The 15,821-nt window shown below is 73.4% G+C and carries 14 protein-coding genes and 1 pseudogene; 9 read left to right on the top strand and 6 right to left on the bottom strand.

Annotated elements, in window-relative coordinates; translation table 11 throughout:
* Together ACFWYM_RS40875 and ACFWYM_RS40870 are read right to left on the bottom strand one after the other, a co-directional pair.
* Positions 1-213: pseudogene (locus ACFWYM_RS40875) on the bottom strand (two-component sensor histidine kinase); the annotation flags it as partial.
* Positions 214-223: 10 nt separating this feature from the next.
* Positions 224-652 carry a DUF4190 domain-containing protein gene (locus tag ACFWYM_RS40870; protein ID WP_384849420.1) on the bottom strand — a complete coding sequence of 143 codons (429 nt, stop codon included), beginning with the start codon at positions 650-652 and terminating at the stop codon, positions 224-226.
* Between the two features lie 219 nt (positions 653-871).
* Here ACFWYM_RS40870 and ACFWYM_RS40865 point away from each other — a divergent pair, with 219 nt between their 5' ends.
* On the top strand, positions 872-1,306 hold the full coding sequence (locus ACFWYM_RS40865; RefSeq protein WP_384849417.1) for an OsmC family protein: 435 nt from the start codon (positions 872-874) through the stop codon (positions 1,304-1,306).
* A gap of 31 nt (positions 1,307-1,337) precedes the next feature.
* Here the strand turns inward: ACFWYM_RS40865 and ACFWYM_RS40860 are convergent, their stop codons facing one another.
* Positions 1,338-2,000, bottom strand: a complete 663-nt coding sequence (locus tag ACFWYM_RS40860) for a TetR/AcrR family transcriptional regulator (RefSeq protein WP_384849414.1) — start codon at positions 1,998-2,000, stop codon at positions 1,338-1,340.
* Between the two features lie 127 nt (positions 2,001-2,127).
* Between ACFWYM_RS40860 and ACFWYM_RS40855 the strand changes: the two genes are divergently transcribed.
* On the top strand, positions 2,128-3,636 hold the full coding sequence (locus tag ACFWYM_RS40855) for a cytochrome P450 (protein WP_384849411.1): 1,509 nt from the start codon (positions 2,128-2,130) through the stop codon (positions 3,634-3,636).
* Here ACFWYM_RS40855 and ACFWYM_RS40850 read toward each other — a convergent pair.
* Positions 3,633-5,123: an amidase gene (locus ACFWYM_RS40850; RefSeq protein WP_384849408.1), complete on the bottom strand. Its 1,491-nt coding sequence runs from the start codon at positions 5,121-5,123 to the stop codon at positions 3,633-3,635. The two genes, ACFWYM_RS40855 and ACFWYM_RS40850, sit on opposite strands and share 4 nt — an antisense overlap.
* A gap of 76 nt (positions 5,124-5,199) precedes the next feature.
* Complete coding sequence (locus ACFWYM_RS40845) at positions 5,200-5,946, bottom strand: AraC family transcriptional regulator (RefSeq protein WP_384849405.1); 747 nt, start codon at positions 5,944-5,946, stop codon at positions 5,200-5,202.
* 168 nt (positions 5,947-6,114) lie between these two features.
* Here ACFWYM_RS40845 and ACFWYM_RS40840 point away from each other — a divergent pair, with 168 nt between their 5' ends.
* Complete coding sequence (locus tag ACFWYM_RS40840; protein WP_384849432.1) at positions 6,115-7,365, top strand: MFS transporter; 1,251 nt, start codon at positions 6,115-6,117, stop codon at positions 7,363-7,365.
* Here the strand turns inward: ACFWYM_RS40840 and ACFWYM_RS40835 are convergent.
* Complete coding sequence (locus ACFWYM_RS40835; protein WP_384849402.1) at positions 7,334-8,206, bottom strand: LLM class flavin-dependent oxidoreductase; 873 nt, start codon at positions 8,204-8,206, stop codon at positions 7,334-7,336. The two genes, ACFWYM_RS40840 and ACFWYM_RS40835, sit on opposite strands and share 32 nt — an antisense overlap.
* Before the next feature lie 143 nt (positions 8,207-8,349).
* Between ACFWYM_RS40835 and ACFWYM_RS40830 the strand changes: the two genes are divergently transcribed.
* The 6 genes from ACFWYM_RS40830 (at position 8,350) to ACFWYM_RS40805 (ending at position 15,806) form a co-directional block, all read left to right on the top strand.
* The gene (locus ACFWYM_RS40830) at positions 8,350-8,856 is read left to right on the top strand and encodes a DUF6325 family protein (RefSeq protein WP_384849399.1); all 507 of its coding nucleotides are present in this window, start codon (positions 8,350-8,352) and stop codon (positions 8,854-8,856) included.
* Between the two features lie 4 nt (positions 8,857-8,860).
* Positions 8,861-9,268 (top strand): SHOCT domain-containing protein, encoded by a 408-nt coding sequence (locus ACFWYM_RS40825; protein ID WP_384849396.1) that lies wholly within the window; start codon positions 8,861-8,863, stop codon positions 9,266-9,268.
* Positions 9,269-9,443: 175 nt separating this feature from the next.
* Positions 9,444-10,790, top strand: a complete 1,347-nt coding sequence (locus ACFWYM_RS40820) for an ABC transporter substrate-binding protein (protein ID WP_384849393.1) — start codon at positions 9,444-9,446, stop codon at positions 10,788-10,790.
* Positions 10,787-11,764: a carbohydrate ABC transporter permease gene (locus ACFWYM_RS40815; RefSeq protein WP_384849390.1), complete on the top strand. Its 978-nt coding sequence runs from the start codon at positions 10,787-10,789 to the stop codon at positions 11,762-11,764. The genes ACFWYM_RS40820 and ACFWYM_RS40815 overlap by 4 nt, the downstream gene beginning before the upstream one ends.
* Before the next feature lie 12 nt (positions 11,765-11,776).
* Positions 11,777-12,589 (top strand): carbohydrate ABC transporter permease, encoded by an 813-nt coding sequence (locus ACFWYM_RS40810; RefSeq protein WP_384849387.1) that lies wholly within the window; start codon positions 11,777-11,779, stop codon positions 12,587-12,589.
* Positions 12,590-12,617: 28 nt separating this feature from the next.
* Positions 12,618-15,806, top strand: coding sequence for a glycoside hydrolase family 38 C-terminal domain-containing protein (locus ACFWYM_RS40805; protein ID WP_384849384.1), 3,189 nt, complete (start codon positions 12,618-12,620; stop codon positions 15,804-15,806).
* The last annotated feature ends 15 nt before the right edge of the window (positions 15,807-15,821 follow it).

Here is a 15,821-nt window from a genome sequence, read left to right as displayed (position 1 = left end):
GACCTCCACGACGGCGATGCCCCCCGATCCCAGCGCGGTGGGCTGCAGCAGGACGGAGCCGTCCGGTACGTCCGCGATGGAGGCGCGTCCCGACGCGCCGACGGTCTCCAGGTCCTCGCGGGTGGCTCGGCGGGTGCCGATCTCCAGTACGGATCCGTCCGTCCCGGCAGCGGGGACATGGACCGCGAGGCGCCCCCGGCCGCCGGGCTCGGTGCCCGGGGCCTCAGGCCGCGCCCATGACGCTGGCGAACAGGATCAGGCCGAGCAGCGGAAGCAGCACCGTCGCCACCACGCCGCATATCAGGCCGCCCGTCGCGGCGCCCTTGTTGGTGGCCTCGCCCTTGTTCGCCTTTGATATGCCGATCGCGCCGAAGACGATCCCGAGGATGCCCAGGATGATGCCGATGAACCACAGGATGAAGGTCAGGCTCAGGACCACGCCGATGATTCCGCAGACGAGTCCTGCGGTGCCCATCCCGTTGCTCGGCTGCATCGCCATCGGGTAGCCCGGTCCCGGGGCCCCGTAGAGCGGGGGCGCGGCCGGGTACTGGTGCGGTGCTCCGGCCCCGGGAGCGGGGTAGCCGTAGCCGGGAGCAGGGGGCTGCTGCGGCTGGGGGTACGGGTTGTGGGCCGGGGCGTTGGGATCGGACATGATCTCCCTTCCGTTTGGTGAGTCGGGACATCGTAAGTGGTCAGGGCCGTCCGGGCTCAGTCGATTGCGTGGTCCGTGGGCGTTGGCCGCAGGGCCGCAACCGTAAGGGGCCTTAACGGGCTCTCATCGTCTGGTAGTTGACCCGGCGCGTCTCACCCGGTGCGCGACGGGACCTTCTGCCTCCACCCCTCGGCGTGGGCCCGCGGGTACGGTCACGCCATGGCCGACTACCGCATCGAAACCGTCCGCAACGGCTACCGTGACTGGACCGCCCGCAACGACCGCGGCGCCGAGGTCCGCATCGGCGCCGCCGACGACCCCGGCGCCCAGCCGTCGTTCACCCCCGTCGAGCTGCTGCTCGCGGCCCTCGGCGGCTGTGGGGGACTGGTCATGGACCGGACCGCTCGCGCCGTCGACCACGACGACCTGCGCGTCGTCGTGGAGTCCGTGTCCCGTCCCGAGGACGACGGGCGTGTGGGCGTCGTCCGCGTCTCGTACGAGATGGAGCTGCCCGAAGGCACCCCCGCCGAGGTCTTCGCGCGCGGGGTGCGGCTGACGCACGAGAAGTACTGCACCGTCAGCCGCACCGTGGAGCACGGCGCCCAGGTCGAGGCGGTTCTGCCCGACGGGACGGTGGCCTTCTCGGCGGGGTGACCACACCGGGTGTCATGACGCCGTGGGGTCCTCACGGTGTGATGGCACCCAGCAGGGCCCGCGCACACACCTCCCGCACCTCGTCGCGCGAGAGCTCCTCCGGGCGCTCCAGCCACTCCAGGCAGACCGCCACCAGGAAGGCCAGCCAGCCGCGCACCGCCAGGCGCAGCGCGGGCAACTCCTCGTCGGCGTACGCCGTTTCGGGCGCCGCGGCGAGTGCCTCCAGGATCTGCCGCTCCTGGTTGTCGAGGCCCTCCCGGTAGACCGCGCGCACCGTGGGGTCGCCCGCCGCCTCCGCCCGGTGGAAGGCGCGGAAGCCCTCCGCGTGCGACTCCACATAGCCGAGGAAGGTGTCGAGCCCGGTGCCGATCTGCTCGCGCACCGGGATGCCCGGCACCGCCTGCGTGAGGCGCAGCATCCGCTCGCTCTCGCGGCGCACGACCGCGGCGAAGAAGTCCCGCTTCGTCGGGAAGTAGTGGTAGAGGAGCCCTCGGGAGACGCCCGCGATCTCCGCGACCTGCTCGATCCACACGTCGTCGTACGGGTTGCTGGCGAAGAGGCGCGAGCCCACGCACAGCAGCTGCTCCCGGCGCTCCTCGGAGCTGAGGCGGCGGCGCGTGCGCTCGTGAGGCTGTCCTGCTCCCGTTTGAGCTCGCTCGCCGTGCACGTGAGCCTGCTGTCCCTTCGCCGCCATGCCAGCACCTTACTTGACCTTTCCCCTTCTTACTTGACGTGGATTCAATAGCGGCAGCACACTGGGGACGCTTATTGAATCCACGTACAACAGTCCCAACGGGCCTGTCGCACAAGGGAGATGGCTCATGGCGCAGGTGACGCAGCGGCCGACGGCGGGTGACGGGGATGCGGACGGAGCGGTCGGTCCGGCCGCCGTGCCCAAGGGGTTCCGCAGCGCCGAGCTCGGCTGGCCCGAGCTGCGCCGCATCCCGCACCCGCCGCGCCGCCTGCCCGTGCTCGGCGACGTCGTCGGCGTCAACGTCCGCACGCCCGTGCAGGACTCGATGCGCATCGCCGGACAGCTCGGGCCGATCTTCCGCCGCAAGGGCTTCGGCAAGGAGATCGTCTTCGTGTGGGGCGCCGAACTCGCGGCGGAGCTCGCCGACGAGGCGCGGTTCGCCAAGCACGTCGGCCTGGGCGTCGCCAACCTCCGCCCGGTCGCGGGCGACGGCCTGTTCACCGCGTACAACCACGAGCCCAACTGGCAGCTCGCCCACGATGTCCTCGCCCCCGGCTTCAGCCGCGACGCCATGGCGGGCTACCACCCGCTGATGCTCGACGTGGCCCGGCAGCTGACCGCCCGCTGGGACGCGCAGGAGGCGGCGGGTGAGAGCGTGGACGTGCCGGGCGACATGACGAAGCTGACCCTGGAGACCATCGCCCGCACCGGCTTCGGCCACGACTTCGGCTCCTTCGAGCGCAGCCGCCCGCACCCCTTCGTGACCGCGATGGTCGGCACGCTCACCCACGCCCAGCGCCGCAACGTCGTCCCGCCGCTGCTCACCCCGCTCCTGCTGCGCGGCGCCGAGCGGCGCAACGCCGCGCACATGGCCTACCTCAACCGCACCGTGGACGACGTGATCGCCGCCCGCCGGGCTTCCGGAAAGGGGGAGGGGGCAGGGGCGGAGGCCCGGACGGGAGACCTGCTCGACCGGATGCTGGAGGTCGCCCACCCCGAGACCGGCGAGCGGCTCTCACCGGAGAACATCCGCCGCCAGGTCATCACCTTCCTGGTCGCCGGGCACGAAACCACCTCCGGCGCCCTGTCGTTCGCGCTCCACTACCTGGCCCGCCACCCCGACGTCCTGGCCCGCGCACAGGCCGAGGTCGACCAGGTCTGGGGCGATGCCGACGAGCCCGCGTACGAGCAGGTCGCCAAGCTCCGCTACGTACGCCGGGTCCTGGACGAGTCCCTGCGCCTGTGGCCCACCGCCCCTGCCTTCGCGCGCGAGGCCAAGCACGACACCGTGCTCGGCGGCGTCCACCCGATGCGGCCGGGCGCCTGGGCCCTGGTCCTGGTGGCGATGCTGCACCGCGACCCCGCCGCGTGGGGCGAACACCCCGAGCGCTTCGATCCCGACCGCTTCGAGGCGGCCGCCGTGCGGAGCCGCCCACCGCACGTCTTCAAGCCCTTCGGCACCGGCGCCCGCGCCTGCATCGGCCGCCAATTCGCCCTGCACGAGGCCACGTTGGTCCTCGGTTTGCTGCTGCGCCGCTACGACCTGCACGCGGACCCGGGCTACCGGCTGCGTGTGGTGGAGCGGCTGACGTTGATGCCGGAGGGGCTGCGGCTTGGGCTGACGCGGCGCGGCTAGGCCGACAGCACCGGCCACCGCCCCACCCACGGCCGCGCCGCCTCCACCTGCGCGCACAGCGACAGCAGCGGGCCCTCGCCCGCGGGCCGTCCGGCCAGGCTGACGCCGATGGGCAGGCCCGCCGTGTTCCAGTGCAGGGGCAGGCTCACGGCGGGCTGGCCGGTGATGTTCAGGGCGCTGGTGAACGGGGTGAAGAGGGACTGGCGGCGGAGTTCGGCCACGAGCTGGTCGTCGGTCGGCTCCGTGTCCCGGCCCTCGGGACCCTCGAAGAACGACAGGGGCTGCGGCGGCAGGCCGAGCGTCGGGGTGAGCACGGCGTCGTACGGGCTCGTCGCCTCGATGACCCGGCGGGTGAGCGTCTGGGCGGCGGCGAGCGCCCGGAAGAGCTGCTCGCCGCTGACCGTGCGGCCCTGGCGCCGCCAGAAGCGGGTCAGCGGGCGCAGGAGGTGCTCCTTCTCCTCCGGGACCTCGTAGCGCAGGGACTGGACTCCCCACAGGGGGAAGAAGATGGAACCGATCGCGTCCACAAAGGGGTTGGGGATCTCCTCGACCTCGTGGCCCAGGCCGGTCAGGAGTGCGGTGGCGTCCTCGTAGGCGGCGCGGCAGTCCGGGTCGACGGCCTGGCCGGTCTCGCCCAGATCCGCGTAGCGCGCGATGCGCAGGCGGCCCGGCTCGCGCTGCGCGTGGGCCAGGAAGGTCTCGCCCGGGGGCAGCGGCTGCGCCCAGTACGGGTCGCCGGGCGAGGGGACGCTCAGCACGTCCAGGAGCGCCGCCGCGTCGCGCACCGTGCGGGCCAGCGGGCCCTCGACGGCGAGGCCCGCCACATTGGGCTCCGGGGCCGAACTCACCCTGCCCCGCGAGGGCTTGAAACCCACGATGCCGCACACGCTCGCGGGGATGCGCAGCGAGCCGCCGCCGTCGCTGCCGTGCGCGATCGGGACGATCCCGGCGGCGACGGCCGCGGCCGCCCCGCCGCTCGATCCGCCCGCGGACAGGCGGGTGTCCCACGGCGTACGGGCGATCGGTGCGACGTCGCTGGCCGTGTAGGAGGCGACGCCGAACTCGGGGGTGTTGGTCTTGCCGAGGCTGATCGTGCCCGCGGCCCTCAGCAACTGGACGCTGTGCGCGTCATGTTGGGGGACGTGCTCGGCGAAGGCCGCGGAGCCGTGCATCGTGCGCACGCCGGCGGTGGCGGTGAGGTCCTTGATGGCTGTCGGGACGCCGAAGAGTGGGGGAAGGGTGGCCGGATCCTCGGTGGCCAGGCGCTGTTCGGCGGCCTTGGCCGCGGCGCGCGCGGACTCCTCGGTGAGGGTCACGAAGGCGCCGAGCGCCTCGTTGTGCGCGGCGATCCGGTCCAGTGCGTGCTCGACGAGCTCGACGGGACTGATCTCCTTGGCGCGGACGGCCGCGGCCTGCGCGAGCGCGTCCATCGCGGCGATTCCCTGTGCTCCCGGTGCTGTTCCCGTTGCGGCGTTCCCCTGGTCCATCTGCCCATCTTCCCTTTCGGTGACGGTCGTTGACCTGCCGGTTCGCGGCCTTGCGGCCGTCCGCCGAGGCTACCCGTCACACCGGGCGGCCATGTGTGCCGGGGGTGTAGCCGAAGGCCCGCCGGAACACGTCGATGAAGGCACTCGTCGACGACCAGCCGCAGCGGTGCGCCACCGCGGTGACCGGCACGTCGTCGCCGAGCATCCGCAGGGCGTGGTAGAGCCGCAGCTGGGTGCGCCACTGCGGGAAGGTCATGCCGAGCTCGCGCCGGAAGAGCCGGCTGAGGGTGCGCTCGCCGGCCCCCGCCCCGGCGGCGAACTCGCCCAGCGGGCGCGGATCGGCCGGGTCCTGGTGCAGCAGGTCGCAGACGGCCGCGAGGCGCGGGTCGGTGGGCGCGGGCAGCTGGACGGGCTGCTGCGGCGAGGCGCGCAGCTGGTCCAGGAGGACCGCGCGCAGGCGGCGGTCGGCGGGGGAGTCGGCGTCGGGGTCGCGAGTGCAGGCGAGGATCAGTTCGCGCAGCAGCGGGCTGACGGCCAGGACCGTGGGGGCGTCCAGGCCCAGCGGGTTGGTGGCGGCGGGCAGGCCGAGCAGGTGCAGGGCGAGCTGGCCGTGCGCGCGGTGCGCGTGGACGCAGCCCGCGGGCACCCAGATCGCGCGGGTGCCGGGCGCGAACCAGGTCCCGGCGTCGGTGGTGACGGCCAGGACGCCCGAGCCCGCGTAGATGATCTGGTGCGTGTCGTGCCGGTGCGGGTCGACGTGCTCGCCGGGCGCGAGGGACTTGGTGACGGTGGGGGCCTCGGGAAGGTGGCGGATCTCCGACATAGGTTGGCACTTTATCGGAAGCGCGCCAGGGCGCCGGGCGGCCACGATGAGGCGGTGCCCAAGAAATACGTACAGACGAATCCCGTGTCGCAGACAGCTCCCCCAGAACAGTCGGAACGGGCGGCTCCCCAGGAGACGCGGTCCTCGCCCGCCCGGCGCACCGGCCCCATCACCCTCCTCGCCCTCAGCCACGCCTGCGTCGACGTCTACCAGGGGGCCGTCGCCGCCCTGGTGCCGTTCTTCGTCGCCGAGCGCGCCTACAGCTACGCCGCCGCCTCCGGCATCGTCCTCGCCGCCTCGCTGCTCTCCTCGGTGGTGCAGCCGCTGTTCGGGGCGCTCACCGACAAGTGGGCGCTGCCCTGGCTGCTGCCGGTGAGCACCCTCGCGGGCGGCGTCGGCGTCGCGCTCGCCGGGGTCGGCGACTCGTACGCCGTCACGCTCGCGGTCGTCGCCGTCTCCGGGATCGGGGTCGCCGCCTACCACCCCGAGTCCGCGCGCGTCGCCCGGGCCGCGAGCCGGGGGAGCCACACCGCGATGGGCTGGTTCTCGCTCGGCGGGAACCTGGGCTTCGCCGCCGCGCCGCTGCTGGTCGCCGCCGTCGTCGGGGTGGGCGGCCTGGGTGCCTCACCGCTCCTGGTCGTCCCCGCCGTCGCCGGTGCGGCGCTGTGCCTGGCCGCGCTGCGCTCGGCCGCCCCTCGCGCGGGCGCCGCGACGGCGAGCGGGCCGCGCGCGGTGCGGCCCGCCGTGCGCGACGACTGGCCCTCCTTCCTCCGCCTGACCGGCGCCATCATGTGCCGCTCCATCGTCTTCGTCGGCCTCGGCGCCTTCATTTCCTTGTACGTGCGCCAGCGCACCGGAGGCGGCCAAGTCGCCGGTACGGCCGCGCTGTTCGTGCTCTACATCGGCGGCGCCGTCGGCACCGTCGCCGGGGGGAGGCTCGCCGCCCGGTACGGACGCGTGTCCGTGGTGCGGTGGTCGTACGCGCTGTCCGTGCTCTCCGTCGCGGGCGTCGTCCTCGTGCCGGGGCCCGCGCTCTTCGCCGCCGTCGCGCTCACCTCGGCCGGCCTGTACGTGCCCTTCTCGCTGCACGTCACGCTCGGCCAGGACTATCTGCCCGGCCGCGTCGGCACCGCGAGCGGCGTCACGCTGGGCCTTGCGGTCAGCGTCGGCGGCCTGGCGAGCCCCGCCATCGGCGCCCTCGCCGACGCCACGTCGCTGCGCACCGCCCTCGCCCCGCTGATCGCCCTGCCCGCCCTCGGCTGGCTGCTGCTGCGCACCCTGCGGGAGCCCGAGACGCTCGACGCGGCCGCCGACAGGGCGTCGGCGGCCGCACGTTCAGAGGGTGTGACGGAATCGGGAGGGGGCGCCGCCGAGCCGGCGGCGACCGTCACGGAACCAGCGGGCGAACCTCGTCCGTGACGAACCGCACGAACGCCTCGGGGTCCGGCTCGTCGGCCGTGGGCTGCAGGACGACGGTGTCCGCCCCCGCCGCCGCGAGGTCACGGACGGCCTTCGCCCACGCCTGTGCGTCCCCGGCGACCCCGAGGTCCTCCGTCGCCGCCCGCCCGTCGCGCACGAGCTCGGCGCGCAGCCGCTCGGCGGCGTCCGGCCCGGTCGCCGCGTACAGGTAGACGATCACCGGGTGGGCGCCGGACCGGCCCGCCGACTCACGTCCCTCGTCGATGAGTCGGCGCGCCGCCCGCACCGCCTCCACCGAGGCGCTCGCGTCCAGGATCGTGCCGTCCGCCGCCTCCCCGGTGAGCCGCACCGACCGCGGCCCGCGCGCCCCCGCGAAGACCGGCGGCGCCTCGGCGGGCGGCCAGTCCAGGGCGACGCCGTCCAACTGCACGTACCGCCCCCGCGTGCTGACGCGCTCGCCCGCCAACAGGGCCCGCATCGCGTCGAGATGCTCCCGCAGCAGCGTCACCGGCGACTCGGCCCGCGCACCCACCTGCCCCATCCAGTCCTGCACGCCGTGGCCGACGCCGAGCAGGACGCGGCCGGGGAAGAGGCGGTGCAGGGTGGCCGCCTCCATCGTGGCGAGCGCGACGTTGCGCAGCGGGACCGGCAGCAGGCCCACGCCCACGCGCAGCCGCTCCGACCAGGCGAGCGCCGCCGCCGCACTCGCGATGCCGCTCTCCAGGAAACAGTCCTCCCAGAGCCACAGCTCCTCCAGGCCCGCCTCCTCGGCGGTGCGCACCATGCCACGGAGCCGTTCGGGAGGGAGCTGGGGACGGAACACCACACCGAGAGTCGTCATCCGGCCTTCCTAGCCGTCCCCCGGCGGACGATCAACAGCATTTCGCGGCCGCCGCAGCGGCACGGACGAGATGCGGGCCCGGGTGCCCCGTGGTGTCGTATGCGTGGAAACCAATTGTCTGTACGGGTATGCGGGGTGCGGTCATGGACGGCGCGGGCGACGTGCGCGAGAGCGGCGGTGTGGGCGAGGCGGACGGCACGGGACCGGTGGAGTTCCTGGTCCTGGCCTTTCCCGGGGAGCGGCCCGGGAGAGGGGCGGTCGCGGCCCTCGCCGAGCTGCGGCGCTCGGGCGAGGTGCGGGTCATGGACTCCCTCGTGGTCGCCAAGGCCGCCACGGGCGACACCAGCCGGGCGGAACTGGACGAGTTCGAGGAGTTCGCCGACGTCCTCGCCGGGCGCGAGGAAGAGCCCAACCTGATCGGCCCGGAGGACGCCGAGGAGGCCGCCGCCGTCCTCGAGCCGGGTGGCTGCGCGCTGCTCGTCCTCGTCGAGCACCTGTGGGCGGGGCGGGCCGCGCGGGCGGTGCGGGGTGCGGGCGGGCACATCGCGGCGTCGGTGCGGATCCCGCCGGACCGGGTGGAGCAGGCGCGCGCGGCGTACCGGACGGCGGCCGGGGCCGATGCCCCGGCGGCGGCGATGGAAGGGAGCTGACGCGATGTTCATGCGACGCGGACCGATGATGCGGCCGGTGGTCCGGCCCGCGGGAGCGCCGCTGCTGCGCGGCATGCTGGTGGGCGGCACGGCCTACGCGGCCGGACGGAGCGTGGCCCGCCGGGCCCAGCACGAGCAGGACCAGAACGCGGCGATCGAGGACCTCCAGGCACAGAGCCAGGCGCAGAGCCAGACACAGTGGCAGGCACAGAGCCAGACACAGTGGCAGGGCCCGGCGCAGGCTCCGCCGCAGCCCGTGCCGTCGGTGCCCCAGACCCCGCCCGCCCCGTCGGCCCCGCCTGTGCCTTCCCTCGCCGACCAGCTCACCCAGCTCGCCGCCCTCGTCCAGCAGGGCCTGATGACGCAGGAGGAGTTCGCGGCGGCCAAGGCGAAGCTCCTGGGCGGCGGGTGACACCGCTGACCTGCCGCGGCACGGTCCTCAACAGACCCTGGAACATGGCTCGTTGAGGACCTCCGCCGGTCCCCGAACCGCCCCGGCCATTGACATCCACCCCCGGTGCCGAGAAGCTCCAAGACGCCCGTGTTAACGCTAACACCGGGCCGACTCACGCCTGGGGGAGCCGCCCATGTCAGGTCGTTCCGTGGGGTCGTCGCCGGGGCCCCGGCTCGCCCGCCGCACCTTCCTCGCCGCGGCCGGCGCCGCCGCCGCGGGCGGGCTCACCACCGCCTGCAGCTCGGCCTCCGGGCTGCCCGCGGGCAAGGTCGCCGTGCTCGGTGACAGCGCCGCCTGGGAGAAGCCCATGGCCGCCGCGGGCGCCGCGATGAAGCAGGCGGCCGCCCTCCAGCTGGTGCCCCAGGTCAACCCGTCCCTCGAGTCGTTCGAGCAGATCGTCAAGTCCTCGCTGCGCACCGACCGCACCCCCGACCTCCTCAAGTACTGGTCGGGCTACCGGCTCCAGGACCTCGCCCGCACCGGCGGCATCGTCGACCTGAGCACGCAGTGGGACGCAGCCGTGCGCAGGCGCTGGGTCGACGCCTCGCTGCGGAGCGCCTTCACCTACCAGGACCGGGTCTACGGACTTCCGATGAACCTCGCGTACTGGGTGCTCTTCTACAACCCCGAGGTCTTCCGCGCCCATGACCTCCAACCGCCCGCCACCTGGGCCGAGTTCATGACCGTCTGCGCCCGCCTGAAGAAGAGCGGGATCACGCCGCTGCACGGCACGGCCGCCGACCGCTGGCCCTCCTTCATCTGGTTCCAGGAAGTGCTGAGCCGTCAGGACCCGCAGTTCTACGACGACTTGATGAACGGCCGCGCCCGCTACACCGACCCGCGCGCCGAACGCGCCCTGCGCACCATCGCCTCGTTCTTCGACAAGGACTGGTTCACGCCCATGGACATGAGCCACACCGACGCGGCGGGCGTCCTGGTGCACGGCAAGGTCGGCATGGTGGCGTGCGGCACCTGGTTCGGCGGGATCCTCGGCGGGGTGGGCGGCAAGCCCGGCAAGAACTACGGCGCGTTCGTGCTGCCCATGGCCGAACCGCGCACGCGCCCCTGCGTCATCTTCGAGTCCAGCGCCCTCGTCGCCACCGTGAAGGGCCCCGACCGCACCGAGGCCGTCAAGGCGGCGGGCAACTGGCTGCGGCCCAGCGTGATGAAGGCGTTCTCGCACACCCTCCAGGACGGCTGCCCCAACCCGCGGGTCGCCCCGCCCAACACGGTCATCGCGGGCCTCGCCGAGAAGGTGCGCGGCGACCGGCTGCGGATGCTCAACCGCTTCTGGGAGCAGGGCCCGCCCGAGCTGGTGGAGGCCACCGTGGATGATCTCGCGGGCTTCCTGCTGAACCCGTCCTCGTACCGGAGCGTGCTGCGCACCATGCAGGGCCGTGCCGACGACGCCTGGAAGGTGTGGCGGGAGTCCGAGAAGACCGAGAAGACCGAGCAGGGGGAGGGGGTGAAGGGGGCATGACCGAGGCCGTGACCACCGCCGCGACCGGCGCGCCCGAATCGGTGCGCGCCCGGCGGCGCCGGGTGCCGCTGCGCACCCCGCACCAGGCCGCCCGCACCAGTGGCCGGTTCGGCGGTCCCGTGGCCGCGCTGCCCTGGGCGCTGCCCGCCCTCGCCTTCGTCGGCGTGCTGCTCGTCTACCCCTTCTTCCGCAGCGTCTACGGCAGCTTCTTCGAGGACAACGGCTTCACCAGCAGCTACACGGGCCTGGACAACTACGCCCGGCTCGCCGACGACCCGGTCTTCGGGCGCGCGCTGCTCAACACCCTGCTGTGGGTGGCCGGGACGCTGCTCCTGCCGGTCCTCGCCGGGCTGCTCATCGCGGTCGCCACGCACCGCATGCGCTTCGGCGGCCTCGCGCAGCTCGTCATCGTCCTGCCGTACGCGATCTCGGTGGCCGCCACCGCCGTCCTGTGGAACTTCATGCTGACGTCCGAGGGTGCCGTCAACCAGGTGCTGCGCGGCATCGGCCTCGACTCCTGGGCGCACGCGTGGCTCCTGGAGTGGCCGCAGAACACCCTCGCGATGATCGTGGCCGGCACCTGGCAGGCGACCGGCCTGAACGTCGTGCTGTTCGCGATCGGGCTGCGCGCCATCCCCCAGGAGACCGTCGAGGCAGCCGAGTTGGACGGGGCGAGCGGCTGGCGGATGTTCCGCCACATCACGCTGCCCCAGCTGCGGGCCGTCACCGTCGTCGTGGTCGGCATGGCCGTCGTGAACAGCCTGAAGGCGTTCGACATGATCTGGGTCCTCACCAAGGGCGGCCCCTCGCGCTCCTCGGAGACCCTCGCCCTGAGCATGTACCGGGAGACCTTCCGGCTCTTCCACGTGGGCTACGGCTCGGCGATCGCCCTGGTCCTCTCGGTGGTCGTCGTCGCCTCGTCCTGGCTGTATCTGCGCCGCCAGATGCCGCGCGCCGCCGCGGACGAGAGCTGAGGAGGGCACCCCATGGGACGGACCGTACGGCGTCTCTTCGTCGCGGTGTGCGTGGTGCTCTGGCTGGTCCCGCTCTACCTCCTGGTCGTCAACTCCCTGACCCCGGCGGCCGAATACCAGGGCAAGCCGGAGTGGACCGTGCAGGGCTTCGCGATCTGGGACAACCTCAAAACCGCCTGGGACCAGGCGGGCATCGGCGACAGCTTCCAGTCCTCGCTCCTGTACGCCGTGGTGTGCGGGCTCGTCGCCGTCCTCGTCGCGGCCATGGCGGCGTTCGCGGTGGTCATCCTGCCCATCCCCAGGCCCGCCTTCTGGTTCTGGCTCATCTACTCCGGCACGCTCTTCCCGCTGCAGATGTTCCTCGCCCCGCTCTTCGGCCTGTACGCCGACGCCCACCTCTACGACACCCGGCTCGGCCTGATGCTGGTGTACTCGGCGTGGGCCATCCCCTTCGCCTTCTTCCTGATCCGCAATCAGATGACCACGATGCCCCCGGAGTTGACGGAGGCCGCGCTCATCGACGGGGCGTCCCTGCGCCGGATCTTCTGGCGCATCCACGTGCCGCTGCTGCGCGCCGGTCTCGCCGCCGCCTTCATCTTCCAGTTCACGGCCGTCTGGAACGACCTGCTGCTCGGCATCACGCTCAGCCGCAGCCCCGAAGTCCAGCCGGTGATGGCGGCCCTGACCACCCTCAACACGGCCTACTCCTCGGCCGGTCCGCCCGTCATCCTGGCCGGGGCCCTCATCGTGTCCGTGCCCACCCTGCTGCTCTTCCTGGTGTTCCGCGGCCTGTTCCTGCGCGGCATCACCGCCAACGCCCGCTGACCCCTCACATCCGCCGGGAGACCTCCGCATGACGACACGGGCCCTCGTCCGCACCACCGACTGGGACAACGACCGGATCCGCGCCAGCCTGCGCACGGCCGCCGCGAGCGCGGAAGGGCCCCTGGACGGAGCCGCCGGGACCGACGGCGCCGGGCTCCGGCTCACCGTGGAGCCCCTGATGCGGTACGCGGACGACGGCTCGCTGCTCCAGTCCCTGCGCGTCGAACCCGTCAACGGAGCAGACGTACCGGCCGAGTTGAGCGTCCGTACGGAGTCCGGGACCGTGCTGCCCGCCGAGCGCATCGCGGGACCCGGCCGCTCCGTGCGCCTCCTCCTGCCCGCCGTCGAGACGGCCACCCGCGTCACCGTGAGCCTCCCCCGCGGTGACGAGGGCATCGACGTACAGCTCACCCCGCAGCGCCGCTGGACCGTCCACCTGATCCACCACTCCCACCTCGACATCGGCTACACCGACCCCCAGGGCCACGTCCTCGCCGAGCACCTCTCCTTCCTCGACTCCTGCCTGGAGCTGACCCGGGCCACCGACGACTGGCCCGAGGAGTCCCGGTTCCGCTGGTGCGTGGAGTCGCTGTGGTCGTTCCGGCAGTGGGCCGACGCCCGGCCCGCCGAACAGGTCGAGGAGTTCCTGCGCCGGGTCCGCGAGGGCCGCGTCGAACTCACCGCCCTGCCGTTCAACCTGCACACCGAGACCTGCTCCACCGACGAACTCCACGAACTCCTTCGCCCGGCCCACGACATCCGCGCCGAGCACGGCATCGAGTTCACCTCCGCGATGCAGACCGATGTGCCCGGCGCCGTCGTCGGACTCGTCGACGCCCTCGCCTCCGCAGGCGTCAAGTACCTCTCGGTCGCGCACAATTGGGCCGGACGCTCGGTGCCGCACCTCGTCGGCGGCGAGAGCCTGCCGCGCCTGTTCCGCTGGCGCGCCCCCAGCGGCAACAGCGTCCTGGTCTGGGTCACCGACACCCCGCACGGCCTCGCCTACATGGAGGGCCCGCTGCTCGGCTTCGACACCCGCTACGCCGACGTCGACGACCTGCTGCCCGCCTACCTCACCTCGCTCGCCGACAATCCGTATCCGTACCGGGGCGGCATCTTCGGCTGGGCCATGGACCAGGAGGACATCAAGCGCGAGCCCTACCCGTGGGACGTCCTGCACCTGCGCGTCCAGGGCAAGTTCGGCGACAACGCGCCGCCGCGCCGGATCATCGCCGACACCGTGCGCCGCTGGAACGAGACCTGGGCCTACCCGCGCCTGAGGCTCTCCCGCAACGAGGACTTCTTCCGCGACGCCGAAGCCCGGCTCGGCGACGAGATCCGCACCTTCGAGGGCGACTGGACCGACTGGTGGGTGGACGGCGTCGGCTCGGGGGCCCGGCCCCTGTCCCTGGCGCGCACCGCCCAGTCCGTGGTCGCCGACGCCCAGACCATCGGGACGCTCGCCGGTGTCCTCGGCGCCACGGGGGCCGAGGACGACAGCAGGGACGCCGCCGGGGTCTACGAAGCGGTGTCGCTCTTCGACGAGCACACCTGGGGCGCCGGCGACCCCTGGACCCACGGCGACGAGGGCGGCCACAGCGGCGAGCACCAGTGGCACTGGAAGTACGGGCAGGCGATGCGCGCCCACGACGACGCGAACGCGCTGCTGCGCCGGGCCTCTGCCCGTCTCGGCCAGCGCCTCGCGCCCGCACGGGGCGCCACCGCCTCGTACCACGTGCTCAACACCTGCTCCTGGCCGCGCACCGACGTCGTCGAGCTGTTCCTGGCGGAGAGCACCGTGCCGCTGGAGCAGTCGGTGACGGTCCGCGACGCGCGCACCGGGGAGCAACTCTCGTACGAGGAGCGGGCGCAGAGCAATGACGACCACCGCGACGCAGGGCGCTTCCTGGTGCTGCGCGTGGCGGACGTGCCGGCCTCCGGGTCGGTGCGGCTCGACATCACCGGGGACGCCGACGCCTCCACGGGGGGAGAGGCGCCGGGGTCCCCGGTGGTGCAGGCCGCCACGGGCTGGAACCCGACCGGCGGCACGGAGCGCGAGGACCCCGCCGAGACCGCCGCCGAGGCCCTCGCCCACCCCGACCCCACCCTCCTGGAGAACGAACACCTCGCCGTCCGCGTCGACCTGGCGCACGCCTGCATCGCGTCGGTCGTCGACAAGGCGACGGGCCGCGAACTCGTCCGCGCCGACGCCATCGTCGGCTTCAACGGCTACCTCCACGACAGCTACACGACCGCGGGCGCCTTCAACCACAACTCCAGCCGCACCACCGCCTCCGAGCGGCTCGAACACCTCGGCGCCCGCGCCGTCGCCCCGCCCGCCGCCCTCATCGCCCGCCGCTCCACCGCGACCGCTCAGACCCTCACGTACGAGACGCGCCCGGCCGGCGCCAACCGGCTGCACACCACCCTCACCCTGCCGCACGGCGTGCCGCGCCTCGACATCGAGAACCGCCTCGACAAGGACGCCACGCTCGGCAAGGAGAGCGCCTACTTCGCGTTCCCCTTCGCCTTCGACGAGCCGCACGTGCGCATGGAGGCATCCGGCGGCGCCACCGGCACCTCCCTCCCCGTGGTGCCGGGCTCGGCCCCGCACATGCGGGCCGTGCGCCGCTGGGTGACCCTCGCGGAGCCGGACCTCGCGGTGGCCTGGTCCACACAGGACGCGCCGCTCGTCCAGTTCGGCAACATCGCGCTGCCGTACGCGCCGTTCCCCAAGACCCTCGGCCACGACGAGCCCGCCACCGTCTTCTCCTGGATCCACAACAACCTCTGGGACACCAACTTCCCCAGCTCCCAGGGGTTCGAGTTCACCTTCCGCTACAGCCTCGCCTGCGCGCGCTCGGCGGACGGCCTCGGACCGCGCACCGCCGCGGCCTTCAGCCGGCCGCTGCGCGCCGTACGGGCCAGGGGGGCGGGACCGGACGCGCGGGACACCCATGTCCTGGCCGAGTTGGGCCACCCGCGCGTCCGCCTCGTCGGCGCCACCACTCCGGAGCCGGGCACGGTGCTGCTGCGGCTCCAGTCCTTCGCCGAGGAGCCCGCCGCCTGCCCCGTCCGCGTCCCCTTCACGGTCGCCCGGGCGCACGCCGCCGACTACCTCGGCACACCCCAGCGCGAACTCCCCTGTACGGACGGCGCATTGAGCGTCGACGTGCCCGCGCTCGGCACCGCGGCCGTCCTCCTGACCCGCCCCTGAACGACCCCGCACGAC

This window comes from Streptomyces sp. NPDC059009, from assembly GCF_042740175.1.
Taxonomy (GTDB): Bacteria; Actinomycetota; Actinomycetes; order Streptomycetales; family Streptomycetaceae; genus Streptomyces.
This window is presented reverse-complemented; position numbering and strand designations above follow the sequence as displayed.